Below are 23194 nucleotides of genomic sequence, written 5' to 3' on the forward strand. Positions count from 1 at the left end.
GTGGTGTGCGGGAGTTCCTCGAAGCCAAGGACCGGCTGCTGGGCATCGCCTACGGCATCACCGGCGATGTCGGTGCGGCCGAGGACATCGTCCAGGAGGCGTGGCTACGGCTGAGCCGGGCCGAGGGCGTCGACGACGTCACCGGCTGGCTGGTGGTGGTCACGTCCCGGCTGGCGCTGGATCACGTGCGGTCCGCCCGGTTCCGCCGTGAGCACTACGTCGGGCCGTGGCTGCCGGAACCGTTGGTGGACGGCCCGGAAGACCGGGTGACCATGGCGGAGTCGGTGAACATGGCCCTGCTCGTGGTCCTGGAGACGCTGTCCCCGGCGGAGCGGACCGTTTTCGTGCTGCACGAGGTGTTCGGCATGCCGTTCGCCGAGGTGGCCGAGGCAGTCGGGCGGTCGCCCGCTGCGGTGCGTCAGCTGGCGGCCCGGGCACGCAAACACGTCGGCGCCAGGACACCGCGCTTCGACCTGGACCACGTCCAGCAGAAGCGCGTGGTCGACGCGTTCGCCAAGGCGTGTGACGGCCGGGACATCGACGGGCTGCTGCGGCTGCTCGACCCGGACGTCGTGCTGCACACCGACGGCGGCGGCCGGGTCAGGGCCGCCCGCAGGCCGGTGTACGGCGCCGACAAGGTCGCCAGGTTCCTGGTCGGCATCTCCCGCACGGTCGCGGTGGACCACCGGCTGGTCCAGGTCAACGGCTGGACCGGGCTGCTGCGGTTCACCGAGACCACGTTGCACAGCGTCGTGGCACTCACCACGGCGAACGGCCGGGTGACCACGATCGACATCGTGGCCAACCCGGAGAAACTCACGCGCGTGCGCGCTGTGATCCACGGAAAGGACAAATGACTGTGGGACCGCGGATGGAAGCCCCCGCCGAGGTGTACAAGCACATGTTCGCCCTGGAGCGGTGGGAACAGGCCAGCGCTCTGCCCGAGGACCTCCGGCTGCTGGTCAAACTCCGGGTCAGCCAGCTCAACGGGTGCGCCTTCTGCGTCGACATGCACGCCCACCACGCCAAGGCCGAGGGGGAGACCGACGAGCGCCTCTTCAGCCTGGTCACGTGGGAGGAGACGCCGTTCTTCACCGAGCGGGAACGGGCGGCGCTCCGGCTCGCCGAGGAAGGCACCCGGCTGACCACCGGCCGCGTGTCCGACGACACCTGGGACGAGGCCAAGAAGCACTTCACCGACGAGGAACTGGGCGCGCTCGTCGTGACGATCGCGACCATCAACGCGTGGAACCGCTACGGGGTCATTCTCGAGAAGGTCCCGGGCTCCCTGCGTAAGGCGAACGCGTCAGCCTGAGCCGATCCCGGTCATCGACCGGACCTCCAGCTCGTCACGGCGATCGGGGTCGTCGACGCCTTTGCGCTCACCGACGAAGGTGCCGGCGATCCCGAGCACGAACCCGAGCGGGATGGACACGATCCCCGGGTTGGACAGCGGGAACAACGCGAAGTCGATGCCGCTGATGATCGAGGTCTCGGTGCCGGACATCACCGGCGAGAACACGATCAGCACCAGGCAGCTCGCCAGGCCGCCGTAGATCGCCCACAGCGTGCCGGTGGTGTTGAACCTGCGCCAGAACAACGTGTAGAGGATGGCGGGCAGGTTGGCCGACGCGGCCAGCGCGAAGGCCAGCGACACCAGGAAGGCGACGTTCTGGCCGATGGCCAGGATGCCGCCGCCGACGGCCAGGCAGCCGACCACGACCGCGGTCAGCCGGGCGACCCGGACCTCCGAGCCCGGCTCCGGGTTGCCGTGCTTCATCACGTTCGCGTACACGTCGTGCGCGAACGAGGCCGACGCGGTCAGCGTCAGACCGGCCACCACGGCGAGGATCGTGGTGAACGCGATCGCCGAGACCAGGCCGAGCAGGGCCGCGCCACCGATGTGGAACGCGAGCAGCGGCACAGCGGAGTTCTCGCCGCCGGGCGCGTCGAGGATCGCGTCCGTGCCGACGATCGCGCTCGCGCCGTAACCGATGAGCAGCGTGCTCAGGTAGAACAGCACCATGGCCCAGATGGCCCAGACGACCGAGCGGCGGGCCTGGTGGGCGTTCGGCACGGTGTAGAAGCGCATCAGCACGTGCGGCAGGGCTGCGGTGCCGAGCACCAGGGCCAGCGACAGGGAGACGAAGTCGAGCTTGGCCGTCTCGGTCCGGCCGTAGCGCGCGCCGGGTTCCAGGATCAGGTCGCTCAGCGCGTTCTTCTCGGCGGCCCGGCCGAGCAGCGACCCGAGGTCGAAGCCGAACTTGCCGAGGATGAACACGCTCATCAGGCTCACGCAGACCAGCAGCAGGACCGCTTTCACGATCTGCACCCACGTGGTGCCCTTCATGCCGCCGACCAGCACGTACAGCACCATGATCACGCCGACCACGGTGATCACCAGTGCCTGCCCGCTCGCGGTGTGCACGTCCAGCAGCAGCGCCACCAGGCCGCCGGCACCTGCCATCTGGGCGAGCATGTAGAAGAACGAGATCACCAGGGTGGCGTTGGCCGCCGCGGCGCGCACCGGGCGCTGCTTCATGCGGTAGCTGACGACGTCGCCCATGGTGAACCGGCCGGTGTTGCGGATCCGCTCGGCGACCAGCAGCAGCGGGATCAGCCAGGCGACCAGGAAGCCGACGGAGTAGAGGAAGCCGTCGTAGCCGTAGACCGCGATGGCGCCGGAGACGCCCAGGAAGGACGCCGCGGACAGGTAGTCCCCGGACAGCGCGATGCCGTTCTGCCTACCGGTGAACCCGCCGCCCGCCGCGTAGTAGTCCGCCGCGGTGGTATTCCTCGTGCTCACGCGATAGACGATGAACAGCGTTATCGCGACGACGGCGACGAAGATCGTGACATTAAGGGTCGGATTACCCGCGGTTGCCGCCAGATTAACCGTCATCTTCAGTTCGCACCCACCCGGTCGCGCAAGTGCTTCACCTGTGGATCGATACGGCGTTTCGCGAAGATCCGGTAGCCGATCATGATCGCGATCGTGGTCACGAACTGGGACAACCCCAGCAGAAGGCCCACGGTGATGTTGTCGGTGACCCGCCGGCTCATGAACTCCGGAGCGTACGCGGCAAGCAGGACATAGCTCAGATACCACGTGAGGAACAACAGGGTCATCGGGACGACGAACCGTCGTACCTGCTTGCGCAGCCGGACGAATTCCGCGCTCCGGGCGATCGCCGCGAAGTCGGGTTGACCGTCGTCGTGCTCCGCGAAATCATGCTCCCGTGAAAAGGACGGCATCGTTTTCATCGGGGTTGTCCTCCGCGGGGATCTTGTCGGCCTGGATCGATACCGGGGTGAGCGGGCCGGTGGCGGAAGTCAAGCTAGGCTGTCGTCCCTACGACGTCAAGCGGCATCCCAGGAAGGTTTTGACTCAGTGCTCACACGGTGTGAAAAGTTCCAACGTGGTTACTGGTCTGAATGCTGAGCCATTGACCGACCGTACCGGGATCGTGGCGTATTTGATACTTGAACAAATGGGCGACAGTTACCTAGGTTATCCGCGATGTCCTATTTGTATTTGAGGTTCTCGTGACCGCACGGCGCTCTTGGTCCAGGGTGACCGTCCAGTGGCGGAACTGGCCTGTGCTCGTCAAGATCGGCGCCGTGCTGGTGGTGCCGGTCCTTGGCGCGATGACGCTCGGCACCCTCCGGGTCCAGGCCGACCTCGAGCTGGCCGACTCGTACGCCGAGGTGGAACGGCTCGCCCAGCTGCGTGAGGAGCTGGTTCCCACCCTGGGGCTGCTCCAGGGCGAGCGCAACCTGGCGATGGAGACTCCCGGCGACGCGTACCGCGCCCAGTGGGCCCGGACGGACACGCTGATGGAGACCGTGGACTGGATGGTGCGCAACACCCCGGACCTCGGCCCGACGGCGACGGCGGGCTACGAGAAGCTCAAGCGCGAGATGGGCTCCCTGCCCGCCCTGCGCCAGCAGGTGCTCGCCAACACCGACAGCCAGGTCGTGCTGTCCGGCTACGCCACGCTGACCCAGGCGATGCTCGACTTCGACCGGTCACTGGTCAGCAAGTTCCCCGACCAGGAGCTCACCGGTGCGTCCACCGCGCTGTTCGACCTGCAGGTGGCGCGTGAGCAGGTGTCGTTCCAGCAGTCGATGGTGCTGGTCGGCATCCGCCGGGGTGAGCTCAGCGGGCCGGAACGTGAACGCCTGATCGAGGCGGACGTCCGGCTCGCCGACGTGATCACCGACATGCGCTCGGTCGCCCCGCCGCACCTGTGGCAGCAGTACGTCGACACGGTCGCCGGTTCCGAGGTCGCCCAGCGCCAGGACTACGTGCGGCAGGCCCGCAGCGAGGTCCCGCAGACGCAGCGTCGCCAGGGTGTCCGGCCGACGATGCCGTTCACCGCGGCGGACTGGACCCGCACCTCGGACCAGACGACAGCGCTGATGACGTTCGTGCTCAAGGCCGCGGCGACCGAGCTGCGCAACGGCGCGACCCGCCTGCAGGACGAGACGAGCAGCCGCGCCGGCACGCAGTCCGTGCTGCTGCTGGCGATGGTGTTGCTCGCCGCCGCCATCGGTGGCGTCGTCGGCCGGTACCTGTTGCGCTCGTTGAGTTCGCTGCGCAACGCGGCGCTGGACGTCGCGTCCAGCAAACTGCCCGCGGCCGTGGCGGACATCCGGGCGGGCCGTCCGGCGAAGCTCGACCCGATGCCGGTGAAGACGACCGAGGAGTTCGGCCAGCTGGCCCGTGCCTTCGACACCGTGCAGAACCAGGCGGTGCGCTCGGCGGAGGAAGAAGCCGAGCTGCGCGGGAACCTGCGCAACATCTTCGTCAACCTGTCGCGCCGCAGCCAGGGCCTGGTGGAACGGCAGCTGCGGCTGATGGAACAGCTGGAGCAGAAGGAGAACGACCCCGACCAGCTGGCCAACCTGTTCAAGCTGGACCACCTGGCCACCCGGATGCGGCGCAACAACGAGAACCTCGTCGTGCTGTCCGGTGCGGAGCTCGGCCGCCGGTTCACCGAACACGTGCCGCTCGCGGACGTGCTGCGGGCCGCCGTGTCCGAAGTGGAGCACTACGAGCGGGCCATGGTCCGGTCGGTTCCGCGCGTGGAGGTGCTCGGCTACGCCGCCGGTGACCTGGTCCGCTCGGTGGCCGAGCTGGTGGAGAACGCCACCGCCTTCTCACCGCCGGACTCCCAGGTGGTCATTCAGACCTCGATCAGGGACGACCGGTCGGTGCTGATCGAGATCATCGACGACGGCATCGGCATGGGCGACGCCGAACTGGCCGAGGCCAACGCGCGTGTGGGCGCGAGCGGCGACGTCGACGTCCCGGTGTCCCGGCAGATGGGTCTGTTCGTCGTCGGCAGTCTCGCCAACCGGCACGGCATCGGTGTGCGGCTGGCGCGCCGGGAGAACGGCGAGGACGGACTGGTCGCGTCCGTCACCGTGCCGCCCGACCTGATCACCAGCGTGGTGCCCGTCCCGGCCGGTTCGCCGGAGGAGACCGTGCTGATGGAGCCGGTCACCGTCGAGCCGGTCAGGGCCGAGCCGGGACTGACCGGCAGGCTCAGCTCGGTCGGCATTTCCGTGCGGCTGCCTGACCTGCCGGTGGCGAGCTCGCCCGCGTCGATCCTGTTCCGGTCGCACAAGCCGGTGCCCGAACCGGAGCCGGAACCCGTGGCGGTCGCGGCCCAGCCGCAGGCACAACCGCAACCGCAGGCACAACCGCAACCCCAACCGCAACCGCAGCACCGAGACGAGTTCGCGTGGCTGGGCGGGCCCGGTGGCGGCGCCACCGGAGCTCCGGCCAAGCACGCGGCACCGTCGGTCCCGGCACAGGCCAGGCCAGCAGCACCACCTCCGCCGCCGCAGAAGGAAGGGGAGCTGCCCAAGCGGGTTCCCAAAGCGCAGTTGTTCGTCCCGCCGATGACCGACCAGCCCAGCGCCGGGCCGGGCAACGGCAAGCGCGCCGCCGTCCAGGCGAAAGGGCCGGGCAACGCCGAGCGCGCCAGGGGATTGCTGAGCAGCTTCCAGGCGGGTATCCGCCAGAGCACGACCGATGATCAGGGGGAGGAGAAGTCATGACCGAGACTCCGATGAAGGGTCGCCAGATCAGCCGGTTCGGCTGGCTGGTGGACAACTTCGCCGAACGTGTGCCCGGCGTGGCGCATGCCGTGGTGATCTCCGTGGACGGACTGTTGCTCACCGCGTCCAAGAGGCTGCCCCAGGACCGGGCCGACCAGATGGCCGCGATCGCCGCGGGCATCCACAGCCTGAACATGGGGGCGGCGAAATGCCTCGGCGCGGAAGTGGTGAACCGCGCGATCGTGGAGATGGACTACGGCGTGCTGTTGCTGACGTCCATCAAGGACGGTTCGTGCCTCGCTGTGCTCGCCCGTCGTGACAGCGACATCGCACAGATCGCGTATGAGATGACCGTCCTGGTCGACCAGGTCGGTCAGATGTTGACTCCGGAACTGCGTGCCGAGCTGAGTGGGTCAGTCCGGCGATAAGCGAGGTGATCGGCATGAGCACTGAGGATCAGGGATTCGCCGATGTGCTCAACGGATTCAGCCTGAACTTCCGTTCAGGCGCCCGTCGGACCGCGCCACCCGCTGAATCGATAACGCCGAAGCCGGCCGCCGCGCCGGCCGTCGAGCCCGACTACCCGGTCGAGCAGGCGGCCAGCGTCCGGGCGTACGCCTGGACCGGCGGCCGGACCCGGTCGAACCACCGGCTGGAGATCGAGACCCTGGTCTCCACCAGCGCACGGGCGCTCGACCGGATGTGGGAGCTCAAGGGCGAGCACCAGGAGGTGGCCGAGCTGTGCCGCCAGTCCAGGTCCGTCGCCGAGGTCGGCGCGATGCTGAACCTGCCGCTCGGCGTGGTGAAGGTGCTGCTGGGCGACATGGCCGGGCTCGGCCTGGTCGTGGTCCACGAGAGCACGTCCACCAGCCCGGACATGGAACTGCTCGAACGTGTCCTGAGAGGACTGACCAACCTCCGGACCTGACCCAGCCCCCAAACCCCCTCGTGAGTGTTTATCGGTGTTCTAACCCTGATAAACACTCACGAGGGATGAGCAGGGGTTTTTGTGGATGCTGGCCCTGTCGGCGCGACCTTGACGGGGCAGGGGCCGGGGCCTAGCGTCCACAGGCAGTTGAACAGGTCTGAACCGGATCGGGTGGGCCATGGCGCACGAGGTAGCGGCCGGGAAGAAGCCGTTCCAGGTCGAGGCGAACGGCATCAACGTGATCAGCGACGCCGAGCGCAAAGGCACTCCGCGCCAGCTGTTCTGGCCGTGGTTCGCGGCCAACGTGTCGGTGTTCGGCCTGAGCTACGGCTCCTTCGTGCTCGGCTTCGGCATCTCCTTCTGGCAGGCCGCGATCGTCGGGCTGATCGGCATCACGGTGTCGTTCCTGCTCTGCGGGCTGGTGGCGGTGGCGGGCAAACGCGGGTCCGCGCCGACCATGGTGCTCTCACGCGCGGCCTTCGGCGTGCGCGGCAACCGGCTGCCGTCGTTGATCTCCTGGATGCTCACGGTCGGCTGGGAGACGGTGCTGACGATCCTGGCGACGTTCGCGACGGCGACCGTGTTCGAGCGGCTCGGCTGGGGCGGCGGCACCCCGACGAAGATCATCGCGCTGATCGTGGTGACCGTGCTGACCATCGCCGGTGGTGTGCTCGGGTTCGACCTGATCATGCGGATGCAGACGTGGATCACGGTGATCACCGGTGTGCTGACGGTCGTCTACATCGGGTTCGTCGCCCACCGCGTCGACTGGTCCGCGGTCTCCGCCCTGCCCGCGGGATCGGCGCAGAACGTGATCGGCGCGCTGGTGTTCCTGATGACCGGCTTCGGGCTGGGCTGGGTGAACGCCGCCGCGGACTACTCCAGATACCTGCCGCGCGGTACGTCCGGGCGCGCGGTCGTCGGCTGGACCGCGTTCTCCTCGTCGCTCGCGCCGATCGTGCTGCTGCTGTTCGGCCTGTTGCTGGCGGGGTCGTCGGCGGACCTGAACGAGTCGATCGCCGCCGACCCGATCGGCGCGCTGGCCGCGATCCTGCCGACGTGGTACCTCGTGCCGTTCGCGCTGGTCGCCGTGCTCGGCCTGGTCGGCGGTGCGGTGCTGAACATCTATTCGTCCGGCTTGACCCTGCTCGCGCTCGGCGTACGAATCCCGCGTTACGCGGCGTCCTTCGTGGACGGCATCGTCGTCGTGGTGGGCACGGTGTACGTGGTGTTCTTCGCGGACACGTTCTTCGGGCAGTTCCAGGGATTCCTCATCACACTCGGTGTGCCGATCGCGGTATGGTGCGGCGTCATGTTGGCCGACATAGCTCTGCGTCGACGCGACTACGCGGAGGAAGACCTCTACAAGCCGTCCGGACGGTACGGCGACGTACGCGCGTTGCCCATCGTCACGGTGCTCGCCGGGACCGCGATCGGCTGGGGACTGGTCACCAACGCCAACGCGGCTTGGCTTGCGTGGCAAGGGTATCTGCTGTCACCGTTGGGCCTGGCGGACGGCTGGTCCGGTGCCAACCTCGGCGTGCTGGTGGCCTTGGTGGTCGGCTTCCTCGTCACGGTGCTGTTCAGCCGCCGCCGGGTCAGGGCGCAGGAGCAGGTGTGAGCGACCGGGTCGGCAGGCTCAAGCACGAGCGGATCGTCGAGCAACTGGCCAAGGAGATCCAGTCCGGCAGGCTGGCGCACGGCGCGCGGTTGCCGGGGGAGAACGCGCTCGCGGCGAGGTTCAGCGTCAGCCGCAACACTGTCCGGCAGGCGTTGACGCAGCTGGGCAACCAGGGCCTGATCGCCACGCATTCCGGCAAGGGCTCGTTCGTCACGTTCGACGACCGCCCGATAGACGACCGTCTCGGCTGGACCCGTGCGTTGGCCGACCAGGGCGTGCGGACCGCGGTCGTGCGCGTCGACCTGGTCGAGGACGTCGGCCTGGCCGAGTGGGTGGGCGGCCTGGAATCGGCCGAGTTCGTCGCGGTGGACCGGCTGCGCTCCACTGTGGATGGATCGCCGGTCTCGTTCGAGCGCAGCCGGGTCCCGGCCATCGGGACGTTGCGCGAGCTGCCGTCCCGTGGCCTGGAGGGCTCGTTGTACGACGAGTTGCGCGCGGTCGGCCTGGTACCCGACTCGGGCGAGGAGTGGTGTGATCTCGCCCGGCTGTCCGCGGCCGACGCGCAACTGCTGGGACGGCCGGAAGGCGAACGTTTCCTGCGCACCCGGCGGCTGACCCGGGACGCCAACGGGCAGTTCGTGGAACACGTGGAAAGCCTGCTGGACCCCGACAGGTTCCGCCTGCACCTGGTCTTCGGCGGCTAGATAGCGGCTACATCGCGACAGTGCCACAGGCGACGGTGCGGGCGATCATCGGAGACCAGGCGCCCCACCGGCTTCAGGACCACGCGAGACTACGCTGGCCCGGTGGCCTGCTTGTTCTGTGAGATAGTCGCCGGGCGTGAGCCCGCCTTCGTCGTCGCCGCCGAACCGGCCGGAACGGCGTTCCTCGACACCAGACCGGTCTTCAAGGGGCACACGCTCGTGGTGCCGCCCGTCCACATCGAGACCCTCGCGGATCTGCCGGTCGCGGATCTCGCGGGATACTTCGGCTTCGTGCAACGAATAGCGGTCGCCGTCAAGGAAGGCCTCGGCGCCCAGGGCACCTTCGTGGCGATGAACAACACCGTCAGCCAGAGCGTTCCCCACCTGCACACGCACGTCGTGCCCCGCACCAAGGGCGACGGCCTGCGCGGATTCTTCTGGCCACGAACCAAATACGCCGCCGACGAGGAAGCCGAGTCCTACGCCGCCGACATCCGAGCGAAGGTGTGACATGCCGATCGACCTGTCCGGACAGCCCCGAGTCGGCCTCGGCCACTGGCCGACCCCGCTGGAGGACTGCCCACGGCTGACCGAAGCCCTCGGCGGCCCGCGAATCCTGGTCAAGCGCGACGACGTCAACGGGCTCGGCGTCGGCGGGAACAAGCTGCGCAAGGCCGAGTTCCTGCTCGGCAAGGCGCTTGCCGAAGGCGCGGACACCGTCATCACGTTCGGTGCCGTCCAGACCAACCACGGACGTCAGATCGCAGCCGCCTGCGCCCGTCTCGGCCTGCGCTGCGAGCTCGTGCTGACGAGGTCCGTGCCGATGTCCGGGGAAGCCTACGAACGATCCGGCAACATAGCCCTTGACGGCTTGTACGGCGCCCACGTGCACGTGTGTGACACGCCGGAACAGGCCGGCGAGGTGTACGACAAGGTCGTCGCGGCTGCCAGGGCGGACGGCCGCAAAACCGCGACGTTTCCCGTCGGCGGCTCCAACGGTGTCGGCGTGCTGGGCTACGTCGCCGCCGTGGACGAGCTGCACACCCAGCTGGACGGCACCAAGGTCAACCGGATCGTGGTGGCCGTGGGCAGTGCGGGGACCGCGGCCGGGCTGGCCGTGGGGATCGCCCTGCTCGACTGGCCGGTGGTGCTCGACGGCCAGTGCATCTCGCACACGGCCGGCGAATCCCTCGCCGACATCCGCAGGCTCGCCGGTGAGGTCTCGGACGTGCTCGGCACGCCGGTAGGAGACCTGGCGCACGTCCAGGTCGGCGATGGCGCGGTCGGCCCTGGTTACGGCGTGCCGACGGCCGAAATGTGGGAAGCGCTGCGGCTGTTCGCCCGGACCGAGGGGATCACGCTCGACCCGGTCTATTCCGGCAAAGCCGCCGCGGCTGTTGTGGCTGGTGTGCGCAGTGGGGCGATTGGGGCTGACGAAACGGTGGTCTTCCTGCACACGGGCGGTTTGCCGGGTCTGTTCGCCTATGCTCCGGAACTGGTTCGTTCGAGCGAAAACCAGCCGTAGGTATCCCGCGCGAGCACGCGAGCCGGGAACATGGGCCCGGGTGGGGCTGACGAAAGGCAGGTCCCATGGGGCACAGTGACAAGACCCGGTTCGCCTTGTTGTCGGCGGTGCTGACGACCATTGTCGTATTGGCGTTGAGCCTGGTGTTCCCCGGACCGGTGTGGTTGTGGGCGGCGATCTTCGTCAGCGCGAACGGAATTGCCGTTCTGGTGGCCAGACGAGTGGTGCACAGGCGGGAGCAGGCCGAATTGCGTAAAGCGATGGAAGAACAGCGCGCGGCCAGGGACGCCGCCGAGGCAGTCGCCGAACACCAGGGGCAGTCCGGGGCGCCGGCGGAACCGGAGCAGCCCGCGCACGTGCAGTACCCGGTTTCCGCCGTGCCGTTGCCCAGCTCCGAGGTGGACTACCGCTTCCTGTTCTCGGCGACCGTGTGCTGGCGCCAGACGAGCCCGAAGGCCACGGTGCCGCACGCGAGCCCCGGTGACCTGGCCGTGCACTGGATCCTGACGCGGGCCCGCGAGCTGACCGTGCTGGAGAAGCCCGAGGACTACCGCGTCGTGCAGCACCGGCTGGCGGTCGCGTTGGGCACGGCACTGGCCGAGCCGTACGGGCACGTGGTGGCCTGGGCGGTGGACGTCTCACTGGCCATGTCGGACGAGGACGCCCGGCGCCTGGAGCGCCTCGCCGAGCTGCGGAAACACGAGCGCATGTGGGAGCAGGAACGGCGGATGGAGATCAGCATGCGCCGCTACCTCAGCGAGGACGTGCTGAAGGACACCGGCAGCGCGGTGGTCTGGTGGCTGGCCCGGCACACCGACCAGATCGAGGACAGCGTGAAGATGATCGGCCACCTCGCTCAGCTGACGGCCGCGGCCAACAGCAGGGAGATCCCGGGGCCCGATCTGATCCGCGCGATCCAGGCGGCCGAGAACGGCAGGCACATCAACGGCTCGGCGCAGGATCTCTGACGCGCCACACCGAGCCGGGCCAGTTCGGCGTCCCGGCTCACGGCCGAGCCGCTGGGCCTGCACCGCGGACGCCGGTCTCTTCCGGCTGCGCCACCTCGATCAGCGCCGCCCGGCGCGATCGGGGCCGTCGGCCTGATCCTGCCGTGGCGACCGGGATCGTCGAAGCGCGCACGCCGCTCACGGCGGCCGGACTCGGAGTGTGCGGATTCCGGCGGGAGTCGTGCGCGCCCGGCGAAGCGGGTTCGAAATTCCCGCCTGCCAACGTGATTCGCTCCCTGCCGGTATTTCTGTTGCCATCGGCCGGTTTGCGACCGTGTGATCATGAATGGCAGCGGTCCGTAGTGTGAGCGCGGACACCCGGTATTGCCTTTGGTCACAAGGATGTGCCACGGATAGGGTTTCGGTCGTCTGACCCGCGCACGGGGGCGGCGGGTGATCCATGAACTCTGGGGAGATTCCTCGTGACCAACTCGGCCCTGCCTGGGACCGACAAACTCGACGCCGGCGTGCTCAAGATCGCCGGTGTCGTCATTCTCGGCGCCGTCATGGCGATTCTGGACACCACCGTCGTCAACGTCGCACTGCAGGCGCTGGCCCTGGAATTCCAGACCTCGTTCGACACCATCCAATGGGTCGCCACCGGCTACATGCTGGCGCTGGCGACCGTCATCCCGGTCACCGGCTGGGCGTCCGACCGGTTCGGCACCAAGCGGCTCTACATGCTCGCGATCGTGTTGTTCCTGGCCGGTTCCGTGCTCGCGGGCATGGCGTGGGACATCACGTCCCTGATCGTGTTCCGGGTGGTGCAGGGCCTCGGCGGCGGCATGCTGATGCCCGCGGGCATGACGATCATGACGAAGGCCGCGGGCCCGCAGCGGGTCGGCCGGGTCATGTCGGTGCTGGGCGTGCCGATGCTGCTCGGCCCGATCGGTGGCCCGATCCTCGGCGGCTGGCTGGTCGACGAGGTCAGCTGGCGCTGGATCTTCTACATCAACGTGCCGATCGGCGCGATCGCGCTGCTGCTGGCGTGGCGGCTGCTGCCCAAGGACGACCCGCAGCCGGCGGAGCGGTTCGACTTCGCCGGCATGCTGATGCTCTCGCCCGGCCTGGCCGCGCTGATCTACGGCGTGTCGAACATCCCGTCCGCGGGCGGCGTGGGGGAGACCAAGGTCTGGCTGCCGACCATCGCGGGCATCGCGCTGATCGTGGGCTTCGTCCTCAGGGCGGCCAGGGTCGAGAACCCGCTCGTCGACCTGAAGCTGTTCCGCAACAAGAACTTCTCCGTCTCGGTGCTGGCGACGGCGTTCTTCGCGGTGGCCTTCTTCGGCGCGATGCTGCTGTTCCCGACGTACTTCCTGCTGGTCCGCGGGGAAACCGCGCTGGACGCCGGGCTGTTGCTGGCGCCGCAGGGCCTCGGCGCGATGCTGACCATGCCGATCGCGGGCGCGCTCGCCGACCGGATCGGTGTCCGCAAGGTCGCGTTGCCAGGTCTTGTCCTGATCGTCGCGGGGATGGTGATGTTCACACAGATCGGTGCGGACACTCCTTACTGGCAGATCCTCACCGCGCTCTTCGTGATCGGTCTCGGCATGGGTGGCACGATGATGCCGATCATGTCGGCGGCGTTGCAGACGCTCACCCAGCGCACCGTCGCCCGGGCCTCGACCGCGATGAACATCATCCAGCAGGCTTTCGGCGCGATCGGCGGTGCGGTCATGTCGATCATCCTGGCCGCTCTTCTCGCCGGGAAGTTCGGTGTGCCGACGCAGTTGGGCCAGGTCACCGCGACGGCGGCGATCGCCGACCCGCGCACGCACGACATGGCCGCCGCGGCCGCCGCGGACGCGTTCGCGTCGACGTTCCTGTGGGCGCTTATCCTGATCGCCGTGTGTGTCGTGCCCGCGATGTTCCTGCCCGGGGCCCGCAAGCAGGTATCGTCGGGCCCAGCGGGTGACAGCGGCCGGCAGGGAGAGGACGAGGGCACCACACCGGTGATGCTCGGGCACTGACGGGGCCATGCCTGGGCTGGATATCCCGATCGGCCGAAGGTCGTTGTGTGATATCGAGGTGTACGAACGTCCCGGCTAAGGGAGCGCGGAGGAAATGATCCGGATCGGTCTCGGCGTGATGGCGTGCATAGTCTTGCTGGGTGGCTGCGCTTCGCGTGACACCCAAGGCATCACCATGGCGACACCGCCGCCGAGCCCGAGCCGGCTCGCCCCGGAAATCCCCCTGCCGCTGGACATCGAGCAGTACGCCGACGCCCCCTGTTCGATGCTCAAGCCGGGCCAGGCGATCACCAGGGACCTGGCCGAAGGCGTCAACGAGGGCGGCAACACGTGCACGTGGCGCGCGAAGACGCCGCAGCAGCCGCAGATGACCGCGACCATCGACCTGGCCTCCGGCGGCCTGGAAGGCCTGTACCGCAAGCGGGTCCGGCTGCCGTACTTCGAACCGACCGACGTGCGGAACTACCCGGCGGTGCGTTACGACCCCGACCGCTCCGTGCCTGACCAGGGCCGCTGCACGGTCAGCGTCGGGGTGGCCGAGAACGCGTTGCTGACCGTGACCACGACGATCGCCGACCCGAAGACCCTCAACTACCCCGTTCCCTGCCCGGACGCGGAGTTGCTGGCCAACGCCATCATCTCGGACATCGCCAGGAGCTGACGGGATCAGGCCAGGTTCTCCGCGCCCCACCTGGCCAGGGCGACCCGGGAGCCCAGCCCGAGCTTCGCGTAACTGTTCCGCAGGTGGGTCTCCACGGTCCGCTGGCTCAGAAACAGCCGGGCGGCGATGTCCGCATTGGACAAGCCCTCGGCGAGCAGCCGTACGACATCGGTCTCCCGTGTGGACAACGGGCCGGCCACGCGGAGCCCAGGGATTCGTACGCCCAATGACCGGGCGAGCCGACGGGCACGGTTGGCCCAGGGGACGGCCCCGGCCCGCTCGAACACCTCCAGCGCCCGCACGGCGGCGCGGGAATCCCGGTTCCGCTCGGCCACGTCCAGGCGCGTCTGGGCGGCGAACAGGACCGCCCCCATGGACTCCAACCGCTCGGCATCGCGGTCGGTTACGGCGATCGCCAGGTCCGCTTCTGGTCCGAACGCACGCAACGCATCCGTCGACCGGGTGAACACCGGTCGCATCATGGCCGTGTACGGATCGCAGAACAACGAGAAGAACCGGAAGTCGCCGGCCTCGGCAGGCCGGTCCTGGTGCACGGCGATCACGGCCTCCGCCAGCCGGATCGCCTCGATCGCGCCGAGATCGGGCGCCGGGCACACTTCGCGGGCCCTGATCAGCACTGCCGAGGCTTCGGTGAGTTTTCCCTGCTCGGCGAGGAGGAACGCACGCAAGGCCGAGACGCGGGCCTGATATCGCGGCAGCTCCGCCGCCGACGCCAGGGCCATGTCCGTTTCCCGGAGCGCGGCGGCGATGTCGCCCGACAGATACCGCGCGCAGGAAAGCACGTATCGCGAATAGCACGTGTGCGTCGGCGTTTCGATCGAATACGGGGAACGCACTGCCGCCAGCGCGGCGTCGATCGCGCCGGAAACGTTTCCCGTCAACGCTCGCAAGGGGCTCAGCACAAGGCTCGTGTACTGCACGTGGATCGGGTCCTCGGCTTCGCAGAGTTCCGCTTGGGCGACGGCCTGTTCGGCCTGCGCGAGCGCGGCGTGGAACCGCCCGTCGAGCATCGAGCGGATCGCCGCGCCCAGATTGCCCACCGCTTGGGCGGCACTGGGCCGGTCCGGTCGCGCGAGCGCCGCCATTTTTGTGGTCACCGCACGCAGGTCCGCCTCCTGCTCGTGCCGCATGACGAAGGCGAAGTGGTGCGCGGCCGCCTCGGGGAAGTGCGGCTGGATCGCCGCCGCCTCGGCGGCGAGGTGATTCACGGCGGCGTCGCTGCCCTGGCGTTCCGCGTTGAGGACGGCCAGGTGGAAGCGGAGCTTGCCGGCGATGGCGGCCAGGTCGTGCCGACGGGCCGCGACGAGCCCGGTGGTCCAGGCGTCGACCGCGGCGTCGAACTGGCCGAGCGCTTGGTGTGCGAGGCCGAGACCATCGAGGAGCACCGGCACGTCCTCCGGCGCGGCGATCTCGGCGGCCGGGCGAAGGTAGCGGATCGCCTCGTCGGGCGCGCGCATCGCCAAGGCACGCCAACCGGCCTGGCCCATGATCCGCGCCGCCCGGCCGCGGTCGACGAGGTCACCGGCCTCCCGGTAGTGCGGCGCCAACGTGAGCACGTCGTCGGGGTGGACCCGCTCGATCGCCCTGATCACCGCCGCGTGCAGCGCCCGCCGATCACCGAGCGTCATCTCGGCGTAGGCGACCTCGGCGTACAGCGGGTGCGCCACCCGGTAGGCCAGCCCACGACCGGCCGTGTGCTCGGTGATCAGACCTGCGGTGATCAGCTTTTTCAGCACGGCCGGGGCGTCGCACACCGCTGCGAGCACTTCACTCGTGGCGGCTTCGCCTGCCACCGCGACGGTTTCGACGAGCCGGCGTTCGGGAGCCGTCAGCATCCGCAGGCGGTCGAGCACGACGTCACGGACGATCACCGGAACCGTGCCGGAGCGGTTAAGACCACTGTGGACAAGGGCGGTGACGAACAGCGGGACACCCTTGGCGCGCCTGGTGATGTTGTCGAGCAACGAAGGCGCCGGGGTCTGCCCCAGCAGATCTCCGGTCAGCCGCGCGACGGAGTCGTCGGTCAACGGCGGCAACGCCAGTTCGGTCCCGGTCCGCCGGACCGCGGCGGCCAGGTCGTCGAGTGCCGGATTGGCTTCACCCGGCCGGTATGCGGCGAGCACCAGCACGCGCTCGGTGTTGCGGCCGAGGTAGTGCACCAGTTCGATCGTGCCGCGGTCGGCCCAGTGCAGGTCGTCGACGAAGAACACGGCCGGCGCCAAGTGCTGGACGAGCCGTGTCACGGCCTCGAACATCCTCGTGCGGTTGAGGTCCGGGTCGCCGCCCAGCGGAGCGATCGGGGTCTGCCGGGAAGCGAGCAACTCGCCGATGCCCTCGTCCGGCAACGCGTCCGCGAACGGCCGGATCGCCTCGACGATCGGCGCGTACGCCAGCCCGGCGTGCAACGGGTGAGCCTGCCCCCGCAGAACGGTCAGGCCTTGGGCCGCCGCGAGCTCAAGGGCGTGCTGGGCCAGCGCCGACTTGCCGATTCCCGCCTGCCCGCGCAGCAGAATCGTCCCGCCCGGTCGGTCCAGCGCTCGCGCGAGCGCCGCGAGCTCCGGATCACGCCCGATGACCTGGGATTTCATCAACCCCTGAGTCTACTCGCGGAGTCGACGGGATATCGGCCAGCAACAGCCCACTGCGCGGTTTGGGCGTGAAGTACGTGGCCTTGCGGGGCATCCGCCGGCCGGCCGCGTGCACCGCGAGCACGTCGGGCAACGGCACGGGCGCGATCAGCAGGACGGCGTCGGCATCCGACCGTGGCGGACGGCCCTGCGGCAGCGGCCGTACGTTGGGCCCGGCTGGGTCCAAACCCAACGCACGCTCGATCATCAGCTGTTCGACCAGCCGGTGGTCGAGGTCGTCACCGGGCAGCTTCACCTGCACGGCGTCTGGCCCCGCGACGGCCACGACTGTCCCCGGAGTCCGTGGGGCGGTGCGCTCACCGGTCGGCTGGACGTCCAGCCCCGCCTGCCGCCAGCGGCCGGCCAACTCCGCGAGACCGAGGCCGGTGCCGGTGAGCACCCGGTGGATCGGGCCGATCCGCAGGTCAGGACCTGCGGTGATGAGCGCGAGCAGCGAACCGTGCCCGGCTCGCGTGGCCGCGGCGACCCGATGGTTGCCGTCGGCCACGAGCAGGGACTGCGCACACGCGGCCTCGATCAGCGTGTCCTGCAAGTCGCCCTGCCCGGCCAGCCACATCCGGCTCCGGCGGCCCGACGCATCGGTCAGCGACACGGTAGGCGCGCCGAGTCGCGCGACAGCGTCACACAACAGCCGCGTGAACTGCTCACCGCCATCCGTGGGTACGAGCATCGCCGCACTTGTCGCGCACCGCAGCCCGCTGAGCACCGCGGCTCGTTCGGCCACGACGTCCGGGTAGACCTCCTCGGTGTGGCGCACGAACGTCAGCCCATCGGCGTTCACCGCGGCGGGATCGACCACGCACATCAAGCCCAGCGCGGATCCCTCCGGCCCGTCACCCCACGCCACCCCGACGACATCCGTGACCTGGTCGTAGTGGCTGGCCCGCAACTGGTCCAAGGCGGTGTGCGCGATCGGCAACGCCTCCCGCAGCGCCAGTCCCTGCCTGCGGGCGGCCGGAGTCCGGTGCGGATGCTGCACGGCGAGCAGCGTGCCGTCCGCGGCGCCGGGCTGGGCCAGGGCGGTGATCACCTGGTCGGGTTCGGCGAACTCGTCCACGTCCGGGCCGGGCACGGTGTCGCGTACCACCCAGCCGTGCCGGACCGGCGAAACCCAGGCGTCCATACCGATCAACGGTATACCGCTTCCGGCCCGGCGAACCCCCGTGCATACGCCCTGTAAGAATCGCCGGGTGACCGTACTCGTACTCGGCGGACGTAGTGAGATCGGTGTGGCAGTGGCCCGGCGCCTCGCGTCCGGCACAGTCGTGCTGGCCGCCCGGCGTAGCGCTTCGCTCGATGCGCAATCGCAGGCGCTCCTGGACGCCGGAGCGTCCCGGGTGGAACGAGTGGAGTTCGACGCGGACGCCCTCGAAACCCATGGCCCGTTGCTCGAGGACGTCTTCTCCCGGTTCGGCCCGGTGTCCGTTGTGGTCACCGCGTTCGGCGTCCTCGGCTCGCAGGAGAAGGCGGAAGTGGACGCCGTGCACGCGGTGTCGATCGTCCACACTGACTACGTGGCGCACGTGAGCGTGCTGACTCACCTGGCACGGCTGATGAAGGCGCAGGGGAGTGGCACGATCGTGGTGTTCTCCTCGGTCGCCGGTGTCCGGGTTCGCCGGGCCAACTACGTCTATGGTTCGGCCAAGGCCGGATTGGACGGATTCGCGTCCGGGCTGACCGACGCCTTGCACGCGAGCGGTGTCCGGGTGCTGACCGTGCGGCCGGGCTTCGTGATCGGCCGGATGACCGAGGGGATGGCCCCCGCGCCGTTCTCCAGTACGCCGGACCAGGTCGCTGACGCGACGGTGAAAGCGTTGCGGCGCAAGAAGCCCGAGGTGTGGGTGCCCGGAATCCTCCGGTGGGTCTTCGCGGTCATGCGGCTGGTGCCCCGAGCCGTCTGGCGGCGCATGCCGAGGTGACCGGCGGTGGCCCAGGACGGTCAGACCACGTTGTGCTCCCGCCGTACGGCTTCGGTCGCGAACCGCGTCACGTCCAAAGAGGACACGTCGACCACGGGAGTGCGGCCGAGGACGAGGTCACGCAGTACTTCGCCGATGGCCGGTCCCTGCAGGAAACCGTGACCGGAGAACCCGGTCGCGTACAGGAACCGGCTCACCGTGGCGGATTCCCCGACGATGGCGTTGTGATCGGGCGAGACCTCGTACAACCCGGCCCAGCCGCGTGCGATTCCCACGTCGGTCAGCGCGGGCGCACGCCTCGTGGCCGCGGCGCCGAGCCGTTCCAGCCATTCGTCGGACACCCTTGTGTCGAAGCCGAAGTCCTGCTCCGGATCGGACATCCCGATCAGCAGTCCCGGGCCTTCCGGGTGGAAGTAGAACGTGCTGCCGAAGTCGATCGTGAACGGCAGATCCGGCGGCACCGGCATCGGTCCGGTGACCCGGATCTGCCTGCGCAACGGCCGGACCGGCAACAAAACCCCGGCCATCTCGCCGATCGCCGCGGACCACGCGCCCGCCGCGCACACCACGGTGGAAGTCCGGACGAACTCCTGATCGGTCTGCACGCCGACGATTTCGCCGTCCTCGACACGGATTCCCGTGACCCGGCAACGCTGCCGGATCGTGGCACCCAACCGCCGGGCGGCCCGCGCGTAACCCTGCACCACGGCTTCAGGTGTGCAATGCCCGTCACGCGGGGAGAAAGCCGCGCCGAGCAGGCCCTCGGCCGAGATCAAGGGCGAGAGCTCACGCGCCTCCTCGACTGAGATCATCCGGCTCGGCACGCCGAGCGAGTTCTGCAGCCGCACACTGGTTTCGAACGCCGCCACGTCGTCCGCGTCGTCCAACAGGAACAGATAGCCGTGCTGCCGCAGGTCGATCTCGGCGCCCGGCCGCGTGCCGAACCGTTCGAACGCCTCCAGGCTCCGCAGCCCCAGCGCGATGTTCACCGGATCGGAGAACTGCGCACGCACCCCACCCGCCGCACGGCTGGTGCTGCCGGAGCCGAGCGTGTCCCGCTCCAGCAGCACCACGTCCACGCCGGCCTCGGCGAGATGGAACGCGGTGCTCACACCCATCACGCCACCGCCGATGATGACGACCTCGGTCACAGCCGGAAGCTCTCGTCCGGGTCGATCACGGCGACGTCCATCTGCGCCTTCTGCAGCCTGCCGGAGAAGTCCCAGTTCATCGACTGCCACCGGGTGAACTGGTCGAGCACCCAGATCCCGGACTGGCGGCTGCCGTTGCCGGACTTGCCGTTGCCGCCGAACGGAAGGTGCGCCTCGGCGCCGGACGTCGAGTTGTTCACGCTGACCATGCCGGCGCCGATGCCCTGCCGGAAGCGGAAAGCGGTCGCCGGGCTGGTGGTGTAGACCGAGGCGGACAGCCCGTAGCCCGGCTTGCCGGCCAGCTCGATCGCCTCGCCGAACGTGCTGTAGGTGGTCACGCCGACGATCGGGCCGAACGTCTCCTCCAGGAACACCCGGTCGTCCGGCCGGACGCCGTCGAGGATCACCGGGTGGTAGAACAGACCCTTCTCCGGGTCGCCCACGAAGCCGTCACGCGGGTTGTCCGCGGTGATCCGGCCGATTCCGGTCGAACCGAGCACCGTGTGGTGCTCGCCGATCCATCCCAGGTACCGCTCGTAGGACTCGGCGAACTTCCGGTCCAGCAACGGTCCGAAAAGGACGTCGTCGTCCGGTGCGCCCGCCTTGGCGGCACGAACCGCGGCGTCGAACCGGCGGACGAACTCGTCGTGCACGCTCTCGTGGACGATGACCGTGCCGAGCGACGTGCAGCGCTGACCGGCCGTGCCGAACCCGGAGAACAACGCGCCTTCGACAGCCAGGTCGAGATCGGCGTCCTCGGTGATCACCATCGGGTTCTTGCCGCCCAGTTCCAGGCACGGCGACTGCAGGTGTCGTCCGCACAGCTCGCCGATCCGCGCGCCGACCGCGCTCGACCCGGTGAAACCGACCTTGTCGACCAGGCCGGCGCCGAGCGAGTCCCGCAGACCGTCGAAAGTGGACTGTCCGTCGGCGAACACCAGGTTCAGCACGCCTCGCGGCAACCCGGCGTGCCAGATCAGGTCGGCGAACGCCCGCGCGCTCGCGGCCGCGTACTGCGCCGGCTTCCACACCACGGCGTTGCCGCACAGCAGGGCGGGCACGAGGTACCAGGAGGGCACCGCGACCGGGAAGTTGCCCGCCGTGATGATCGTGGCGACACCGACCGGCACCCGGAACGTGAACAACTGCTTGTCCGGCATCTCCGACGGCACGGTCTGGCCGTAGAGCCGCCGCCCCTCGCCGAGGAAGAAGTCGCACGTGTCCACGATCTCCTGCACCTCGCCGCGGGCCTCGGCGATCGGCTTGCCGATCTCCCGGGTGACCAGCCGCGCGAGCGTTTCCTTGTTGGCCGCGACCAACCGGCCGAGAGCGGCGACGAACTGGCCGCGGACAGGCGCCGGTACGGCGGCCCATTCGCGTTGCGCCCGCCTGCCGGATTCGGCGGCGGCCCTCAGGGCGTCCGGGCCGGCCAGCCGGACCGTCGCCACCACGTCGTCGAGATTCGCGGGGTTGAGCGACTGGTAGTCGGTTCCCGCTGACCAGGTTTCGCCTGCGATCGTCGTTTCGAGCACGGATCTCACGTTAGGACATAGGACCCCATGTCCGCGGTCTTCGTCCGGCGGTCGTACTCGGCCACCAGACCGGGCCAGTTGCTGACCACACGCCCGGAAGCGGTCCGGTACCAGCTACCGCACGAGGTCCAGACCGTGCCGGCGAGCCGTTGCCGCATCTCGTCGTCGAAGCGCTCGGCCACGTCGGCGCGGACCTCGATCGCCTGCCCCGGCCGCATGGCGCGGACGAGTCGCGCGATGTACCGGGCCTGGCGTTCGATCATGTAGATGATCGACCCGGCGCCCAGGTTGGTGTTCGGGCCGTACATCAGGAACAGGTTCGGGAATTCCGGCACCGAGATTCCCAGGTACGCGCGAGCGCCCTCGGCCCACGCGTCCGCCCGCAGGTCCCGGCCCGTACGGCCACGGATGTGCAGCGGGGCAAGGAAATCGGTGGTGTCGAAACCGGTTCCGTAGATGATCGTGTCGGCCTCGTGCACGGCCCCGTCCACGGTTCTGACGCCCCGGGGCGTGATCTCGGCGATCCCGGTGGTCTCCAGGTGCACGTTCGGCCTGGCCAGCGTGGGGTAGTAGTCGGTGGCGAACAGGATCCGCTTGCATCCGGCCGGGTAGTCCGGGGTGAGCTTCTCCCGCAGTGCCCGATCCTTGACCTGAATCGTCAGGAACGTCAGGGCCGTGCGCTGGACGGTCCTCGCGATGGCCTGGTTGCCGACCAAGCCTTTGGTCAGCAGCTCGCAGACCGCCCAGATCCCGCCGCGGCCGGCTGACTGCACCGGTGGCACACGCCGGAACAGCTCGTGGTGCCACCACCGGTACTGCCGGTCGAGCCTCGGCAGCAGGTACGGCGCCGTGCGCTGGAACAGCGTCAGTGACCGGACCAGCGGCTGGATCCTTGGCACGAACTGGATCGCGCTCGCACCGGTGCCGATGACCGCGACACGTCTGCCGCTCAGGTCGTGGTCGTGGTCCCAGCGCGCGGAGTGGAAGCTGTGGCCCTGGAACGTGTCCGTCCCCGGGATGTCGGGCATCGCGGGACGGGACAGCTGGCCGACGGCCGGGATCAGCACGTCGAACTCGAACGTGTCGCCCGATGCGGTGGCCACGCGCCAGCGGCCGTCCCACTCGGCCGCGGTGACCTCGGTGTTGTACCTGATGTGCTCGTCGATGCCGTACTTCTTCGCGGTGGCCCTCAGGTAATCGTGAATCTCCGCCTGGGTGGAGTACCGGCGTGGCCACGTGCGATGCGGCTCGTAGGAGAAGCTGTACAGCGGCGACGGGATGTCGCAGGCCGCGCCCGGATACGTGTTCTCGCGCCACACCCCGCCCAGTTCGGCGGCCTTCTCCAGCAGGGTGACGTCGGTGACCCCGGCTCGCCGCAGCTCGATGGCGACACCGATTCCGGCGAATCCCGACCCGATGATCCCAACCTTGGTCATCC

At 69.1% G+C, this 23194-nt stretch carries 20 protein-coding genes; 13 read left to right on the forward strand and 7 right to left on the reverse strand.

The genetic code is table 11. The features are described from left to right. The first annotated feature begins 5 nt into the window (after positions 1-5). Both sigJ and GC106_RS25640 read left to right on the forward strand, forming a co-directional pair. A complete protein-coding gene (gene sigJ / locus GC106_RS25635) occupies positions 6-857 on the forward strand; it encodes an RNA polymerase sigma factor SigJ (protein ID WP_173135752.1) in 852 nt (283 codons plus the stop codon). Beyond that, entirely contained in the window at positions 854-1315 is a 462-nt protein-coding gene (locus GC106_RS25640) for a carboxymuconolactone decarboxylase family protein (RefSeq protein ID WP_173135755.1), read from the forward strand. Before sigJ ends, GC106_RS25640 begins: the two co-directional genes overlap by 4 nt. Here GC106_RS25640 and GC106_RS25645 read toward each other — a convergent pair. Together GC106_RS25645 and GC106_RS25650 are read right to left on the reverse strand one after the other, a co-directional pair. Then, positions 1307-2902 (reverse strand): monocarboxylic acid transporter, encoded by a 1596-nt coding sequence (locus GC106_RS25645; RefSeq protein ID WP_173135759.1) that lies wholly within the window; start codon positions 2900-2902, stop codon positions 1307-1309. The genes GC106_RS25640 and GC106_RS25645 overlap by 9 nt on opposite strands. A gap of 2 nt (positions 2903-2904) precedes the next feature. Continuing rightward, positions 2905-3264 (reverse strand): DUF485 domain-containing protein, encoded by a 360-nt coding sequence (locus GC106_RS25650; protein WP_173135762.1) that lies wholly within the window; start codon positions 3262-3264, stop codon positions 2905-2907. 336 nt (positions 3265-3600) lie between these two features. Here GC106_RS25650 and GC106_RS25655 point away from each other — a divergent pair, with 336 nt between their 5' ends. From GC106_RS25655 to GC106_RS25700, 10 genes are all read left to right on the forward strand, one after another. Next, positions 3601-6069, forward strand: a complete 2469-nt coding sequence (locus tag GC106_RS25655) for a nitrate- and nitrite sensing domain-containing protein (protein WP_173135765.1) — start codon at positions 3601-3603, stop codon at positions 6067-6069. Continuing rightward, complete coding sequence (locus GC106_RS25660; RefSeq protein ID WP_173135768.1) at positions 6066-6497, forward strand: roadblock/LC7 domain-containing protein; 432 nt, start codon at positions 6066-6068, stop codon at positions 6495-6497. Before GC106_RS25655 ends, GC106_RS25660 begins: the two co-directional genes overlap by 4 nt. A 14-nt stretch (positions 6498-6511) precedes the next feature. After that, positions 6512-6997 (forward strand): DUF742 domain-containing protein, encoded by a 486-nt coding sequence (locus GC106_RS25665; protein WP_173135771.1) that lies wholly within the window; start codon positions 6512-6514, stop codon positions 6995-6997. A 178-nt stretch (positions 6998-7175) separates the two neighbouring features. Further along, the gene (locus tag GC106_RS25670) at positions 7176-8618 is read left to right on the forward strand and encodes a purine-cytosine permease family protein (protein WP_173135774.1); all 1443 of its coding nucleotides are present in this window, start codon (positions 7176-7178) and stop codon (positions 8616-8618) included. Further along, a complete protein-coding gene (locus GC106_RS25675; RefSeq protein WP_173135777.1) occupies positions 8615-9322 on the forward strand; it encodes a GntR family transcriptional regulator in 708 nt (235 codons plus the stop codon). The genes GC106_RS25670 and GC106_RS25675 overlap by 4 nt, the downstream gene beginning before the upstream one ends. Before the next feature lie 102 nt (positions 9323-9424). Next, a complete protein-coding gene (locus GC106_RS25680; protein WP_217280943.1) occupies positions 9425-9832 on the forward strand; it encodes an HIT family protein in 408 nt (135 codons plus the stop codon). A 1-nt stretch (position 9833) separates the two neighbouring features. After that, positions 9834-10847 (forward strand): D-cysteine desulfhydrase family protein, encoded by a 1014-nt coding sequence (locus GC106_RS25685; protein ID WP_173135785.1) that lies wholly within the window; start codon positions 9834-9836, stop codon positions 10845-10847. A gap of 65 nt (positions 10848-10912) precedes the next feature. Continuing rightward, positions 10913-11815, forward strand: a complete 903-nt coding sequence (locus tag GC106_RS25690) for a hypothetical protein (protein ID WP_173135787.1) — start codon at positions 10913-10915, stop codon at positions 11813-11815. Between the two features lie 461 nt (positions 11816-12276). After that, positions 12277-13824 (forward strand): DHA2 family efflux MFS transporter permease subunit, encoded by a 1548-nt coding sequence (locus GC106_RS25695; protein WP_173135789.1) that lies wholly within the window; start codon positions 12277-12279, stop codon positions 13822-13824. A gap of 94 nt (positions 13825-13918) precedes the next feature. Then, a complete protein-coding gene (locus GC106_RS25700; RefSeq protein ID WP_173135791.1) occupies positions 13919-14485 on the forward strand; it encodes a DUF3558 domain-containing protein in 567 nt (188 codons plus the stop codon). Between the two features lie 5 nt (positions 14486-14490). Here GC106_RS25700 and GC106_RS25705 read toward each other — a convergent pair whose 3' ends face one another. Further along, entirely contained in the window at positions 14491-17094 is a 2604-nt protein-coding gene (locus GC106_RS25705) for an ATP-binding protein (protein WP_173135793.1), read from the reverse strand. Then, the gene (locus GC106_RS25710) at positions 17069-18277 is read right to left on the reverse strand and encodes a DUF1015 family protein (RefSeq protein ID WP_173135795.1); all 1209 of its coding nucleotides are present in this window, start codon (positions 18275-18277) and stop codon (positions 17069-17071) included. The genes GC106_RS25705 and GC106_RS25710 overlap by 26 nt, the downstream gene beginning before the upstream one ends. Before the next feature lie 67 nt (positions 18278-18344). On the opposite strand from GC106_RS25710, the gene dprE2 reads away from it, so the two are divergent. Further along, positions 18345-19073, forward strand: coding sequence for a decaprenylphospho-beta-D-erythro-pentofuranosid-2-ulose 2-reductase (gene dprE2, locus GC106_RS25715; protein WP_173135797.1), 729 nt, complete (start codon positions 18345-18347; stop codon positions 19071-19073). 20 nt (positions 19074-19093) lie between these two features. On the opposite strand, the gene GC106_RS25720 is transcribed toward dprE2, so the two are convergent. The 3 genes from GC106_RS25720 to GC106_RS25730 are packed head-to-tail and all read right to left on the reverse strand — an operon-like array spanning position 19094 to position 23192. Continuing rightward, complete coding sequence (locus GC106_RS25720; protein WP_312872842.1) at positions 19094-20224, reverse strand: NAD(P)/FAD-dependent oxidoreductase; 1131 nt, start codon at positions 20222-20224, stop codon at positions 19094-19096. Then, positions 20221-21756 carry an aldehyde dehydrogenase family protein gene (locus GC106_RS25725; RefSeq protein WP_312872843.1) on the reverse strand — a complete coding sequence of 512 codons (1536 nt, stop codon included), beginning with the start codon at positions 21754-21756 and terminating at the stop codon, positions 20221-20223. Before GC106_RS25725 ends, GC106_RS25720 begins: the two co-directional genes overlap by 4 nt. 5 nt (positions 21757-21761) lie before the next feature. After that, positions 21762-23192: a flavin-containing monooxygenase gene (locus GC106_RS25730; protein ID WP_173135801.1), complete on the reverse strand. Its 1431-nt coding sequence runs from the start codon at positions 23190-23192 to the stop codon at positions 21762-21764. Positions 23193-23194: the final 2 nt, after the last annotated feature.

This window comes from Kibdelosporangium persicum, assembly GCF_013280595.1.
Taxonomy (GTDB): domain Bacteria; phylum Actinomycetota; class Actinomycetes; order Mycobacteriales; family Pseudonocardiaceae; genus Kibdelosporangium; species Kibdelosporangium persicum.